The organism is Dactylosporangium sucinum, assembly GCF_014647515.1.
Taxonomy (GTDB): domain Bacteria; phylum Actinomycetota; class Actinomycetes; order Mycobacteriales; family Micromonosporaceae; genus Dactylosporangium; species Dactylosporangium sucinum.
This window is the reverse complement of record NZ_BMPI01000028.1, coordinates 102,602-116,122: the sequence shown is the minus strand read 5'-3', so window position 1 is coordinate 116,122 and position 13,521 is coordinate 102,602. Positions and strand designations below refer to the sequence as shown.

Sequence of the window (13,521 nt, the reverse complement as noted above, 5' to 3'; positions counted from 1 at the left end):
TTGGAAGAAGATCATGCTCGACACCGCAACATCCACGACCACCACGCCCCGCCGCGCGACCGCGCTCGCGGCGGCACTGTTCACCGCGCCCTGGGGATTCGTGGTCGCCAACGCCGCGTACGCCTGGTCCACCCGGGACGGCGGCAGCGACGGCGACGGGGCCGGCGCCCTGGCACTCGCCGCCGCCCATCCCGGGCCGACCCGGCTCTCCGCCCTGGCGGCGATGGTCGGCAGCCTGCTCATCGTGCCCGCCGTCCTCGGCGTCAAGCGGCTCATCGGCGATCGCGGGGGCAGGCTCGCCGGCATCGCGGCGGCGCTCACCGCGGGCGGCTACATCTGCTACTTCGGCATCGCCATGAGCACCTTCGTCACGCTCGCCATGGCCCGCCAAGGCGGCTCGACGGCCGGCTTCGCCGCGGTGCTCGACGAGGCCCAGTCCGACCCGTCGGCGCTGTGGGTGTTCCTGCTCTTCGTCCTCGGAAATCTCGTCGGAACGGTACTGCTGGCCGTGGCGCTGTTCCGCAGCCGTACCGTGGCCGCATGGGTCGCCGTCGCGCTGGGCGCCTGGGCACCGCTGCACATCACCGGCCTGGTCGCCGGCACCGAGTGGTTCGAGGTCGCCGGGGCCGTCAGCCAGGCCGTCGCCCTGGCCGCCGTGGGGCGTGCGCTGCTGAAAGCCCCGGGGCCACACTGACCCGCCGCGGCCTTTCGGGATGCGGTACGGGCGCCGTCACGGTCCGTACCGCATCCAGCACTTGATCGTGCCTGTCATACTGCCGGCCATGGCCTCGAAGCGCGGACGCCGGCGGCTGCGGCAGCGGCTCCGCGGCAAGCGCGCGCCGCGCCTGGCCCGCCCGCACGTAGCCGACCTGCGGGAGCCGTACGGGATCGTCGGCTGGCTCGCCATCGTGGTCCTGTTCGTCCTCGGCGCGGCGATGCTGCAGAGCGGGATCGAGCGCTTCCGCGAGCACGCCGACCTGCGGGCCGTCGGCGTGCCGGCCACCGCCGAGATCCTCCGGGTCGACCGGAGCCGCACCGGCGAGTCGGTCCGGGTGCGGTTCACCACCGGCGACGGCGCCGAGGTGACCGCCGACGTCGAGGATCCGCCCTCCGACATCCGCGTCGCCGAGGGCGCACAGATCGACATCCGGTACGACCCGCGCAACCCGTCGCGCGCCGTCCCGGCCGGCGACGACCAGGCGGTCCTGAGCCGGTGGTTCCGCACCGTCGTCGGCGCCGTGCTGATCGTGCTGACCGGATGGGCCGTCTGGCGGGCACTTCGCCGCCCGCGTCGGCGCGATCGGTAGGGTACTGGCCTGGATCGGCCCACCGCTGCGCCGCCGCTCCGGCCGTCAGTCCGCGAGGGCGCCGTGGATGATCACGGCGGCGATCGCGGCGGCCGCCACGCCGGTGGCCCGGTTGTTGACGAAAGATCCCATGATGTCACGCCGCCGGGACTGCAGCAGGAGCGGGATGAGCGCGCTCGTGGAACTCGAACGTCGCGCCGTACGTCGAGGCGAGTCCGAGGCGCCGTACTCCCTCGATGGTCACGATGCCGGTAGTGGGACCGTGCCGTCCGCCGGCGAGCCGGCCGGCAAGGGCCGCCAGGTCGTCCACGGCGCAACTGGCGATGACCCGCGGCACCGGGTCCGGCGGGGCGGTCGCCGCACCGGACCCGATCGCCTTGGCGAACTCCAGACGGGCGTTGCGCGACGCGGGGCCGCGGAACAACGCGGCGGCGAGGCCTTCCCCCGGACTCAGGTGGAGCATCCGCTCGACCGCGGGTCCGTCGAACCGGCCCCGGAAGTAGAGGTGTCCACCCAGCACGTCGGTGGCGAACGTGACGGCTTCCTCGAACCGGTCGGTGACGAACACCGCCGCCACGACCTCGCTGGCGTCCAGGCCGGGATCCTGGTCGATCACGCATCGGGTGCCCCGCGCGCGGTACTGCACCATCGCGTGCAGGAGACCGGAGACGGGCTGGTCGAGCATGCGCTCGCGGACCGGGATGTCGGTGCCGGGCAGGGCGTAGTGCACGGCCGGTGAGCGGAACGTCCAGCCGCCGGCCTCGATGCGTGCCTCGACGCCGGCGGGGTCGCGGAGGTAGAAGTCCAACGCGTAGGCGCCGACCCGGTCCGGCCGCCCGGCCGGCGCGGGGGCGGGCAGCCCGGGTGCCTCGACCAGCCGGATCCAGCCGCCGTCGCTCGCCGGCTTCCCGAGCAGCACCGACCGGGTGGCCGCCGCGGGCAGGTGCCACAGCCGCTGCCAGGCCGGGTCCGAGACGTCGGTCTCCGCGATCTCGGTGAAGCCGAACAGTTCGACGTACAACGTCCGCAGCGCGGTGATGTCGTGCGCCGGCAGGATGACGGCGTCGATGCCATCGAACACTAGTAGCTCCTCGGCAGGCCCATCGACTCGGTGAGGACGTTGCGTACCATCTCGTTGCTGACCGGGCTGAACAGCTGCAGCCGGGCGTCCCGGAAGTACATCTGCATCGCTGACTCGTCGGCGAGACCCATCGCGCCCATGGCCCGCATGCCCCGGTCCACGATGCGTGCCGTGGCCTCCGCGGCGTTGAGCTTGGCCATCGCCGAGTGGGCAAGGGCCGGCTCGCCTCGGCCGATCATGCGCACGGTCGAGTCCACCAGCGCCCGCGCCGCCGAGAGCTCGCAGATCGAGTCGGCCGCCGGGTGCGCCACGGCCTGAAAGGCGCCGATGGCCCTGCCGAACGCGGTGCGCTCGCCGGCGTAGGCGACATGGAGGTCGAGCGCGGCACGGCCGATACCCAGGCTGATCGCGGCGGCCATGACGCGCTCCACGTCCAGTGTCCGGCCCAGGATCGACATCGCGCGGCCGCGCGTGCCCACGAGGTTGTCCAGCGGTGCTGACGCGTCGTCCAGGAAGACCTCGCATGTGATGGCGGCACGCATGCCGGCGAGGTGGACCCGCCGGATCGTCACGCCGTCCTGGTCGGTCGGGACCGCGATGAGGCTCAGGCCGCGGGACTTGTGGGCCGGCTCGGCGGGATCGGTGCGCGCGAGCGTGAAGACCACGTCCGCCTCGCTGGCGAGGGAGATCCAGGTCTTCCGGCCGTTGACCACCCACTGCCCGTCGACCTCACGGGCCGTCGTCGCCAGGTTCAGCAGGTCGGTGCCGACACCGGGCTCGCTCAGCCCGAACGAGCAGATCCTCCGGCCGGACGCGATGTCCGGCAGCCAACGGCGGGCCCGGTCGCTGCCGGTGTCGGTGAGCATCCGCATCGCCATGCCGCTGAGCACGTAGTCGACGGCGAGGCTGGGCAGCACGCGGGCAAGCTCCTCGGTCACGGCCACCGCGTCCCGCACGGTGCCGCCGCTGCCACCGGCATCCTCGTCGGCGCCGAGGCCGAGCAGCCCCGCCGCGCCCAGGGCCTCCCAGGTGGCCCGGTCGAACGAGCCGGTTCGGTCGAGCTCGAGCGCTCGGTCGAGGGGGAGGTGGCGGCCGAGGAGCCGCTGGACCATGCCGCGCACTGCAGTCAGCTCGTCGGGCTCGTCCCACGGCGCCGCCGTCAGCATCGCTAGCTCCCTGAATCCAAACGTCTGATAAATCAGTCACCGGCTGCCGGAACGGTACGCTACCGTCGCCTCCCCGTCACGGGGCCTGGGCATTCATGGCTGCTCGGGTGGTGTGTCGAAACGCTACCGTGATCCGTGGGTATTGCGTCTGTGAGCGCTGTCACCCTAATGTCAGACGTATTGCCGACCCGTGGTCGGCGCTGACAGTTTGGAGTTGAGATGCGTTCAGGGACTGTGCGCAGCCTCGGCGTGGCGGCGATCTCGGTCATCGCCGTCGCTGTCGCTGGCTGTAGCGGCGGCGGGTCATCGTCGCCGAGCGGTGCCTCGGGTTCGGATACTCTGCGTGTTGCCTGGACGACCACACCGACGCAGCTGGATCCGAACGTCTTCACCGGGCTCAACTGGGTCATGACCTCCGACGCCTACATGGCGACGCTGCTGGAGTACGACACCAGTAAGGGTGGCGACAAGATCATCGGCGTCAAGGACCTCAAGCTCTCGCTTGCGGAGTCCTACGAGGCCAACGCCGCCGGCACCGAATACACCTTCAAGCTCCGTAAGGGCGTCAAGAGCCAGTACGGCAACGAGCTGAAGGCGGACGACGTCATCTATTCCTTCCAGCGCATGCTCTCGACCCCGACGTCCCTGCAGGCGGGCGTCCTGCTCCCGACGGCGAACGTCAACAAGGAGAAGCCGTGGGAGAAGGTCGATGACTACACGCTGAAGTACCGCCTGAACAAGCCGTCGGCGGTGAGCCTGTCCATCCTCGCCTACCCGATCCTTGGCATCCTCGACTCGACCGAGGTGAAGAAGCACGCCACGACGGACGACCCGTGGGCCGCCAAGTGGCTCAAGGACCACACCGCCGGCTTCGGCCCGTACCAGCTGAAGTCGTTCAACCCCGGCCAGGAGGTCCGCCTGGAGCAGAACCCGAACTACTTCGACACGAAGCCGTACTTCAAGGAGATCGTGCTCAAGGCGGTCCCCGAGGGGTCGTCGCGTGCGCAGCTGCTGATGTCGGGTGACGTGGACATGATCTCGGAGCCGCCGATCGATCAGCTGAAGAAGATCGATGCCAGTTCGCGTGCCAAGGTTTCCAAGCAGCCCGACTCCAACCGGCACAACCTGTCGGTGAACATGGCCGATCCGGCATTGGGCAAGCCCGAGGTGCGCCACGCGATCAGCCACGCGATCAACCGTGACGCGATCGTCAGCTCGATCTACCAGGGGTATGCCAAGCCCGCCTACACGCCGATGTCGAGCGTGCTCTTCGACAACCAGCCGGAGCTGGGCAAGTACGACCCCGAGCTGGCGAAGCAGGAACTCGCCGCGGCCGGCTACCCCAACGGGCTGGACATCGAGCTGTCCTTCAGCACCGAGCGGCCCGGACCGTATGCCGAGAACCTCGGCCGCCTGATTCAGGCGGACCTGGCCAAGGTCGGCGTCAAGGCGTCCCTCAAGGCCGTTCCCTCGGTCGCGGACTTCGAGGGTGCCGTGAGCGCGAAGAAGCTGCAGTCCTACCTCTACACGGAGCGCCCGTCGCAGCCGGACATCGGCTTCGCGCTGTACCTGTACCTGTTCAAGGGCTCGTCCTTGAACAAGAGCGGCTACAGCAATCCGGAGCTCGACCGGCTCACCCAGCAGGCGCTCGGCCTCGCGCCCGGTGCCGAGCGGGACGCGGTCGTGGGACAGGCGCTGAAGGTCGTGGCCGAGGGCGAGCCGATCATCTCGCTCGTCGAGGTGCCAGACCTGGCCGGCGTCGCGAAGGACCTGAAGGGCTTCGTCGCGCTGCCGACCGGTGGGGCGATGTTCCAGGAACTGAGCCGGGGCTGATCTCATGTCGCTGAGCACCACACCAGGCCTGCGGACCCGGAAGCCGCCGAAGGCGGCCGGACCTGCCCGCATGGTGCTTGCTCGGCTGAGCTTCCTCATCGCGGCGCTCTTCGGGGTGATGACACTGTCCTTCCTCCTGGTCAGTGTCACCCCCGGAGACCCGGCGAAGGTCATTGCCGGCCCGTTGGCCAGCGATGAGCAGGTTGCCGCGATCGCTGAGGAACTCGGCCTCAACAGGCCGCTCTGGGAGCGGTACGTCGACTACATGGGCGGGGTGCTGCGCGGGGATCTCGGCGAGTCCTACTACTCGAAGCAGCCGGTGACCTCGGAGATCCTGCAGAAGCTGCCGGCGACGCTGGAGCTGATCATCCTGTCGGTGATCGTGGCCGCGATCATCGGGATCGGGGTGGGGGTCACCGGGGCGTACTTCCGCGGCCGGCTACCCGACAAGGTCGGCCGGCTCGGCGTCAGCGTGTTCCAGTCGATCCCCGACTTCTTCCTCGGCCTGATGCTCGTGTACTTCCTGTTCTTCCTGGCCGGGTGGGCACCCGCCCCTTCCGGGGAGCTCGGCATCGTCGAGACGGCGCCGTCGCGCGTCACCGGGGTCATCCCCCTCGACGCCCTGATCGCCGGCGACATGCCGGTGTTCTGGTCGGCCCTGCAGCACCTGATGCTGCCGGTCCTCACGCTGGGGCTCGTCTACGCCGCCTACTTCGCGAAAACGGCGCGGACGACGGTCGGCAAGGCGATGAACTCCCAGCAGGCGCAGTTCGCGCGCGCGATGGGCCTGCCGGAGCGCGCCGTGGTCAGGTACGCCTTCGTGGAGGCCCGTGCCACGATCGTCACCTACGCGGGGGTGATCTTCGCGGCCCTGCTGGGCGGCGAGGCGATCGTCGAGCGGATCTTCGCGTGGAACGGCGTCGGCTCGTGGGCGCTGCAGGGCATCCTGCGCCTGGACCTTCCGGTCGTGCAGGGCATGGTCCTGATCGCCGGGTCGATCACGCTCGTCACGTACACCTTGCTCGACATCGTCGTCGGGCTACTCGACCCGAGGATCGCGCATGCGTGAGACCTTCACCGCCCCCAGGGCACGGCTCGCGCGAGGGCTGATCAAACAGCACCCCGGCGCGTTCGTCGGCGTGCTGTTCATCGCCCTGCTGCTGCTCGCCAGCCTCGTCGCCCCGTTGCCGTTCGACCCGACCGGCACGGACAGCGCGTCGTCGCTCGTGGGGCCGGGCGGCACACACTGGTTCGGCACCGACGGCACCGGCGCCGACGTGTTCTCCCGGGTCATCGACGCCGCCCGCATCGACCTCTCGCTCGCCCTGGCGGGCACGGTGCTCTCGCTGCTGATCGGTGTCCCGCTCGGCCTGGCGGCGAGCACCAAGGGAAAGGGCAGCGAGCGCCTCGTGCGCGGGCTCGACGCCTTCCAGGCCTTCCCGCTGCTCATCCTGGCCCTGGCGCTCGTCTCGGTCTCGGGCAACAAGCTCTACATGGTCGTGGTGGCCATCGCACTGATCAACGTGCCGCGCTACATGCGGCTCCTGCGCAGTGAGGTCCTGTCCATCCGGGAGAGCCGGTTCGTCGAGGCCGCCATCGCGATGGGTGCCTCCCCGCGCCGGCTCATGGTGCGCCACCTGCTGCCCAACGTCTGGGGAGTGATCCTCGTGCAGACCTCGCTGACCATTGCCAACGCCATCGTCGTCATCGCCTCGTTGTCGTTCCTCGGCGTCGGCGTCAGTGCCCCGACCCCGTCGTGGGGCGGGATGATCCGAGACGGTGCCGGGAACATGTCGTCCGGCGAGTGGTGGATCGCGACCTTCCCCGGCCTGGCCGTGCTCCTGTGCGTCCTCGCCTTCAACCAGCTCGCCGATGCCATCGGCGACCGCACGGCAAGGACCCACCGATGAGCGCCCCGTCGAGCGAACGGGTTCTCGAAGTCCGCAACCTCGCCGTCCGCATCGACAGCCCCGACGGCACGGTCCACCCGGTCAAGGGCGTCGACCTCGACCTGTACAAGGGCGAGATCGTCGGGATCGTCGGCGAGTCCGGCTGCGGCAAGTCGACGACCGTCAAGGGCATTCTCAAGCTGCTCGGGCCCAATAGCACGGTTACCGCGGACAAGATCGAATTTGCCGGAAACATCGACATCGCCCGGGCATCGGCGAAACAGATGCGCCACATCAGGGGCGAGAAGATCGGTTTCGTGGCGCAGAACCCGTTCGGTTCGCTGAACCCGATCTACTCGATCGAGCGCCAGTTCTACGAGGTGCAGCGCGCGCACTCCACCGGGGTGAGGAAGGCGAGGTCGCGCGAGATCGCGCTTGCGATGCTCAGGAGCGTAGGAATCGTCGCGCCGGAGCGGGTCCTCGACGGCTACGCCCACCAGTTGTCCGGGGGTATGGCGCAGCGCGTCGTCATCGCCCTCGCGACCACGCTGTCGCCGGCGATCCTGATGGCCGACGAGCCGACGACCGGCCTCGACGCCACCGTGCAGGCGCAGATCCTGGATCTCATCTCGGGCCTGGTGCGGGACGAGGGCCGGTCCATGCTGCTCGTCACGCACGACCTCGGCGTCATCGCGCAGTACTGCCAGCGCGTCATCGTCATGTACGCCGGCGAGGTCGTCGAGACGGGACCGGTGATGGACGTGATGGTCGACCCGCGGCACGAGTACACCAGGAGCCTGATCCGTTCGGTGCCGAAGCCAGGGGAGAAGCTCAATGTCGCTCGTTGAGGTGGACGCCGTCCACAAGACCTTCCCGCCGCGACGGCGGGGCGGGAACCCGGTCCACGCGCTGCGCGGCGTGTCCCTGCGCATCGAGGAGGCAGAGACGCTCGCCGTCATCGGCGAGAGCGGCTCGGGCAAGTCGACGCTCGGCCGGGCCGTGCTGCGGCTCCTCGACGTCGACCAGGGCACGGTGACGTTCGCCGGCAAGGATCTCGGTGCGCTGAGTCCCCAGGAACTGCGGGCGCAGCGCGCCACCATGCAGATCGTCTTCCAGGAGCCCTACGAGTCCCTGAACCCCCGCCTCTCGATCGGCGCCATCGTCGCCGAGCCGTTGGAGATCCACAATCCGCGCCTCGGTACCAAGGAGATCCGCCGGCAGGTGCTCGAGACGCTCGACCGGGTCGGGCTGCCCGCGACCGTGGCGAACCGGCTTCCGGGCGAGCTGTCCGGCGGGCAGCAGCAGCGGGTGGGGATCGGCCGGGCGATCATCAGCCGGCCACGGTTCATGGTGCTCGACGAGCCGACATCGTCGCTCGACCTGTCCATCCGGGCACAGATCCTCGCCCTCCTCGCCGAACTGCAGCAGGAGTACGGCATGGCGTACCTCTTCGTGTCGCACGACATGCACACGGTGGAGTGGGTCAGCGACCGGATCGCGGTGATGTACCTGGGCGAGGTCGTCGAGACGGCACCGACCCAGCAGCTGTTCAGCGCGCCGGGGCACGCCTACACCCAGACGCTGCTCTCCGCCCGGCTGTCGGCCGACCCCCGGGAGCGCCACGCCTACAAGGCATTCGCCGGTGACACCTCCGTCACCACCGCCGGATTCCGGCCCGGCGCGGCGGGCGGTCAGGAGTGAACGTGGACAGGAGAGTGACCGTCGTCGACGCAGCCGCGATGTCGTGGGTCACGGGCACCGCCGGGGGGCCGGCATGAGGACCCGTGGCGGATACGTCGACTCCGAGTGGGGGCAGGTCCACTTCCGCACCGCGGGCGACACCGGCCCGTGGATCGGCCTCTTCCACGAGTCGCCGCTGTCGTCACAGGTCTACGAGCAGGTTCTCCCGCTGCTGGCGGGCCAGGCCCGGGTCGTCGCGTTCGACACGCCGGGGTACGGCGCCTCGGACGCCCCGCCACGGGCCGGTTTCGAGATCCCCGACTACGCCCGGGTGCTGGCCCGGGCGGCGGCGGCGATCGGCATGGAGAACGCGGTCTTCGGCGGGGTCCACACCGGGGCCTCGATCGCGATCGAGATGGCGCACGCCTTCGACCGGGGGGTCGCCGGGCTGGTACTCAGCGGTGTCGCATTGTTCAGCGACGAGGAGCGCGCGCGGTACATCGCGGCCTGGACCCCTGAGGTGCCGTTCGACGCCGAGGGGGCGCAGTTCGCCTGGGCCGTCGAGCGGTATCGCCGGATCTGGCCGGGGCTCTCGCCGCAGATGCTCCAGGTCGGGGTCGTCGAGGTGATGCGGGTCGCCGCGCGGTACGACTGGGGTTACCAGGCCGCCTTCCGGCACGATCCGGCGGCGCCGCTGGCCGCGGTTGCAGCGCCGGTGCTGCTGCTCGACGCCGAGCTCGACCTGCTCGCCGACAAGGATCCGGTGGCGCTGGCGCTGGCCCGCGACGCCCGCCTCGTGACGCTGCCCGGGCTGCGCGGCCAGCCGCATCTTCGGGCACCCCACGACTACGCGCGTGAACTCCTCGCGTTCGCGCTCGATCCGGGCGCCGCGCACGACACGGACGGAGGCGACGCATGACGACCGTCCGGTTCACGGCCGAGAACCAGGTGCTCCGGGTCGTCCTGGACGGCCCCGGCGCGATGAACAGCATCACGCCCGACGTGGTCGCCGGGCTCAACGCCGCGCTGGACGCCGCCGAGCGGGACACGTCGCTGCGCGCGATCGTCGTCACCGGGGTCGGGCGGGCCTTCAGCGTCGGCATGGACATCGACTTCCTCGGTGCGTGCTTCGCCGATCCCGGTGGCACGTTCGTGCCGTTCATCCGCGGCTACCACAGGCTGCTCGACCGCCTCCAGGACTTCCCCGTCCCGTCGATCGCGGCGGTGAACGGCCTGGCCCGTGCCGGCGGTTTCGAGCTGCTGCTCGCCTGTGACTTCGTGGTGGCCGCGGACGAGGCCAGGGTCGGGGACATCCACCTCGGCTTCGGCATGGTCCCGGGCGCCGGCGCGAGCATGCGCGCCCACCGCAAGCTGGGTGACCAGCGGGCCCGGGCGCTGCTGCTCACGCCCACCTGGCTGGACGGACCGCGGATGGTCCAGTGGGGACTCGCGATCGCCCACGCGCCGCTGGCCGACCTCGCCGCCGAGGTCGCCAAGATCACCGACTCGCTCCGCGGGCGGTCCCGGCCGGCGATCGCGACAGTCAAGGCACTGCTGAACGCGGCGGGGGACCTGCCGCTCGCCGAGGGGCTCCGGCTGGAGCGGGAGATGTTCAGCCGCTTCCTGGACGAGGTTCCTGACATGGCGGAGGGCTACCGTGCGTTCGTCGAGAAGCGCGAACCGCAGTGGGGGAACGTCTGATGGCCGCGCCGACGGTGTCGCCCACGGTGGTGGTGACCGCCGAGCTCATCGAGGGTCTCGTCGCCAGCGGCGGATACACGCATCCGTTGTTCAACCCGACACCCGCGCAGCGGTCGTCCGGGGTGGCCGCGCCGCTGCCCGGGCAGGGCGTCCTGTTGCTGGCCGGCGGCCTCGCCGAGCAGTCGGGCGCGCTTGACGACGCGATCGCGCTCGTCGAACTGAAGTCGGTGACGTTCCTGCGGATGGTCCGGGCGGGGCAGGTGCTCAGCCTGGAGCTGACACCCGGGGTGGAACGGGCCACGAAGAGCGGCAAGGTGATCCGGGAGTACCGCTGGCTCGTCCGCGAGCACGGTGGAGATCCGGTCATGGAGGCAACAGCGGTCATGCTGATGAATCAGGGAAGCCAGGAGTAGGGATCGTGGGTATCACACAGCTCAACATGGCCAACGGTATCCGGGAGTTCGGGCGGGCGGCGCCCGGCCGGGTCGCGGTCGTCGACGGCGACCGGCAGCTCACGTTCGCCGGCCTGGATGAGCGCTCGAACCGGCTGGGCAACGCGCTGCTGCGTCGCGGCCTGCGGCCCGGCGAGCCGGTGGCGCTCCTGAGCGGTAACCGGATGGAGTATTTCGAGATCGCGGCCGGGCTGTCCAAGGCGGGGCTGCCCATGGTTCCGTTGAACCCCAAGAACAGCTCCGGGGACAACGAGTTCATCGTCCACCACTCCGGCGCCCGTGTGCTGATCATGGAGGCTGAGCTCGCACCGAACACCGCGACCTTCATCGACGGCATGGACCAGGTGTTCAGCTTCGACGGCAGCGTCGGCGAGGACTACGAGGACCTGCTCGCCGGGGCGGAGCCTCGGGATCCGAGCGTCGTCGTCGACGAGAACGACGCCTTCTGCATCACCTACACCTCGGGCACGACCGGACAACCCAAGGGCGTCGTCCTGACCCACCGGGGGCGCGTGCTCACCAGCTACGCGGCGGCCATCGAATACGGCCTCGGCCCCGCCCGCAGCACGATGGCGGTCGCGCCGCTCTACCACGGCGCCGGGTTCGCCTTCGGCTTCGCCGGGCCGCAGCTCGGTGGCACCGTGTCGGTCCTGCGCAGCTGGGACCCGGAGCAATTCCTGAAGATGCTCGAGGTCTCCCGGTCGAACACGGTCTTCCTGGTGCCCACCCACGCCCAGCAGATCCGCCGGATCGTCGAGGAGCCGGCGGCCAGGTACGATCTGTCGGCGCTGCGGACGCTCTACTTCAACGCCGCCGCGCTGCCGGTCGCGCTGAAGGAATGGGTGCACGAGGCGTTTCCGAATGTGGGCATCCACGAGCTGTACGGGTCGACGGAGTGCTCCATCGTCACCGACCTGCGACCCGAGGACTCGATGCGCAAGGCGGGCAGCGTCGGGCACCCGTGGTTCATGAACGAGGTCAAGCTGCTCGACGACGCCGGGCAAGAGGTTCCGGCCGGGGTGCCGGGTGAGCTGTTCGCGCGCTCGCCCCTGCTCATGAAGGGCTACCTCAACAACGAGGCGGCGACGCGCGAGGCCACGACCGAGGACGGCTTCGTCACGGTCGGGGACATCGCGGTGCGCGACGACGAGGGCTTCATCTCCATCGTCGACCGGAAGAAGGACATGATCATCGCCGGCGGCGTCAACATCTTCCCTCGCGAGATCGAAGAGGCGGTCGCCAAGCACGCGGGTGTCGACGACGTGGCGGTCATCGGCGTCCCCGACGACGTGTACGGCGAGCGCATCGCGGCGTTCGTGGTCGCGCGGGCGGGATCCGAGCAGCTCGACATGGGGAACCTGGAGACGTATGTGCGGCAACACATCGCAAAGTACAAGGTTCCGCGCGAATGGCACGTCGTGGCGAAATTGCCACGGAACCCCGGTGGGAAGATTCTCAAGCGTGAACTTCGTGCGGATTACATCAACAGCCGTAAGAAGTGAAACACTGATGCGTTCATGTTCGCCGCGGAGGTGCCTGCAGTCATGACACGGGGATCGAAGACGTCGGGCAAGGTCACCGACGACAAGGCCGTCGTCTCGCGATCGGCGGTCGCCGACGCGCTGTCGTTGAGCCGGATCCGGCCGGCCTACCAGCAGGTGACCGACCAGCTCCTGCAGCGCATCCTGAGCGGGTCGCTCGCCGCGGGCGACCGGCTGCCCTCCGAGGCCGAGCTGGCCAGCGCCTTCGGGGTGAGCCGGAGCACCATCCGGGAGGCGCTGCGCGCCCTGGCGTCCCGAGACGTGATCCGGACGACCCGGGGAACGACCGGCGGGACGTTCGTGGCCCGGGTCCAGCTCGATCAGGTCAGCGAATACCTCGAGACGAGCATCGGACTGCTGTCCGGGACCGACGTCTCGGTCGCCGACATGCTGGAGGCTCGTGAGCTGCTCGAGGTGCCGGCCGCGCGGGTTGCCGCGCATCGCCGGAACCAGCAGCATCTCGCGGCGCTGCGGGAAGCCATCGACCGGGAGATCATGAGCCGGGGACGCGGGGGCAAGTTCCGCGAACACCGCAACTTCCACGGACTTGTCGTCAAGGCCACGGGCAACGGCCTGCTCGCGGTCATGACCGAGCCGGTGTTCCGGGTCCTGCAGGCGCGTTTCCTCGACCCGGACGTCCCGCAAGAGTTCTGGGGCCAGGTCGATCACGACCACGAGGCGATCCTGCGTGCGATCGACGACGGTGACGGTGACGCGGCGGCGAGGGCGATGAGCGAGCATCTCGTCCGGCTGCGCCAGGCCTACCGTGACAACCGGCCGGCCGGTGACGATCGCGACTGACCGGTATCACCACGCTCGGCGACCGGCAGACCACCAGCGCGTAGGCCGTCGCCGGGAGACCGGCGTCTGA

At 69.9% G+C, this 13,521-nt stretch carries 14 protein-coding genes; 12 read left to right on the top strand and 2 right to left on the bottom strand.

Annotated features, from left to right (window positions below; translation table 11 throughout):
• The first annotated feature begins 13 nt into the window (after positions 1–13).
• Both IEZ31_RS27230 and IEZ31_RS27225 read left to right on the top strand, forming a co-directional pair.
• Positions 14–694 carry a hypothetical protein gene (locus IEZ31_RS27230; protein ID WP_190252829.1) on the top strand — a complete coding sequence of 227 codons (681 nt, stop codon included), beginning with the start codon at positions 14–16 and terminating at the stop codon, positions 692–694.
• A gap of 88 nt (positions 695–782) precedes the next feature.
• Entirely contained in the window at positions 783–1,307 is a 525-nt protein-coding gene (locus tag IEZ31_RS27225; protein WP_190252828.1) for a DUF3592 domain-containing protein, read from the top strand.
• A gap of 136 nt (positions 1,308–1,443) precedes the next feature.
• Here the strand turns inward: IEZ31_RS27225 and IEZ31_RS27220 are convergent, their stop codons facing one another.
• Both IEZ31_RS27220 and IEZ31_RS27215 read right to left on the bottom strand, forming a co-directional pair.
• Positions 1,444–2,388, bottom strand: coding sequence for a hypothetical protein (locus IEZ31_RS27220; RefSeq protein ID WP_190252827.1), 945 nt, complete (start codon positions 2,386–2,388; stop codon positions 1,444–1,446).
• Positions 2,388–3,554, bottom strand: coding sequence for an acyl-CoA dehydrogenase family protein (locus IEZ31_RS27215; protein WP_190252826.1), 1,167 nt, complete (start codon positions 3,552–3,554; stop codon positions 2,388–2,390). Before IEZ31_RS27215 ends, IEZ31_RS27220 begins: the two co-directional genes overlap by 1 nt.
• Before the next feature lie 408 nt (positions 3,555–3,962).
• Here IEZ31_RS27215 and IEZ31_RS27210 point away from each other — a divergent pair, with 408 nt between their 5' ends.
• From IEZ31_RS27210 to IEZ31_RS27165, 10 genes are all read left to right on the top strand, one after another.
• Positions 3,963–5,387 (top strand): ABC transporter substrate-binding protein, encoded by a 1,425-nt coding sequence (locus IEZ31_RS27210; protein ID WP_190252825.1) that lies wholly within the window; start codon positions 3,963–3,965, stop codon positions 5,385–5,387.
• A gap of 70 nt (positions 5,388–5,457) precedes the next feature.
• Positions 5,458–6,456 (top strand): ABC transporter permease, encoded by a 999-nt coding sequence (locus IEZ31_RS27205; RefSeq protein ID WP_190252824.1) that lies wholly within the window; start codon positions 5,458–5,460, stop codon positions 6,454–6,456.
• On the top strand, positions 6,449–7,297 hold the full coding sequence (locus IEZ31_RS27200; protein WP_190252823.1) for an ABC transporter permease: 849 nt from the start codon (positions 6,449–6,451) through the stop codon (positions 7,295–7,297). The genes IEZ31_RS27205 and IEZ31_RS27200 overlap by 8 nt, the downstream gene beginning before the upstream one ends.
• Positions 7,192–8,124: an ABC transporter ATP-binding protein gene (locus IEZ31_RS27195; protein WP_190252822.1), complete on the top strand. Its 933-nt coding sequence runs from the start codon at positions 7,192–7,194 to the stop codon at positions 8,122–8,124. The genes IEZ31_RS27200 and IEZ31_RS27195 overlap by 106 nt, the downstream gene beginning before the upstream one ends.
• Positions 8,111–8,977 carry an ATP-binding cassette domain-containing protein gene (locus tag IEZ31_RS27190; RefSeq protein ID WP_190252821.1) on the top strand — a complete coding sequence of 289 codons (867 nt, stop codon included), beginning with the start codon at positions 8,111–8,113 and terminating at the stop codon, positions 8,975–8,977. Before IEZ31_RS27195 ends, IEZ31_RS27190 begins: the two co-directional genes overlap by 14 nt.
• A gap of 73 nt (positions 8,978–9,050) precedes the next feature.
• Positions 9,051–9,875: an alpha/beta fold hydrolase gene (locus IEZ31_RS27185; protein ID WP_190252820.1), complete on the top strand. Its 825-nt coding sequence runs from the start codon at positions 9,051–9,053 to the stop codon at positions 9,873–9,875.
• Positions 9,872–10,657 carry an enoyl-CoA hydratase/isomerase family protein gene (locus IEZ31_RS27180; protein ID WP_190252819.1) on the top strand — a complete coding sequence of 262 codons (786 nt, stop codon included), beginning with the start codon at positions 9,872–9,874 and terminating at the stop codon, positions 10,655–10,657. The genes IEZ31_RS27185 and IEZ31_RS27180 overlap by 4 nt, the downstream gene beginning before the upstream one ends.
• Positions 10,657–11,070 (top strand): MaoC family dehydratase, encoded by a 414-nt coding sequence (locus IEZ31_RS27175; protein ID WP_190252818.1) that lies wholly within the window; start codon positions 10,657–10,659, stop codon positions 11,068–11,070. The genes IEZ31_RS27180 and IEZ31_RS27175 overlap by 1 nt, the downstream gene beginning before the upstream one ends.
• A 5-nt stretch (positions 11,071–11,075) precedes the next feature.
• On the top strand, positions 11,076–12,611 hold the full coding sequence (locus tag IEZ31_RS27170; protein ID WP_229835881.1) for a class I adenylate-forming enzyme family protein: 1,536 nt from the start codon (positions 11,076–11,078) through the stop codon (positions 12,609–12,611).
• Between the two features lie 42 nt (positions 12,612–12,653).
• Positions 12,654–13,451: a FadR/GntR family transcriptional regulator gene (locus IEZ31_RS27165; protein ID WP_190252817.1), complete on the top strand. Its 798-nt coding sequence runs from the start codon at positions 12,654–12,656 to the stop codon at positions 13,449–13,451.
• The last annotated feature ends 70 nt before the right edge of the window (positions 13,452–13,521 follow it).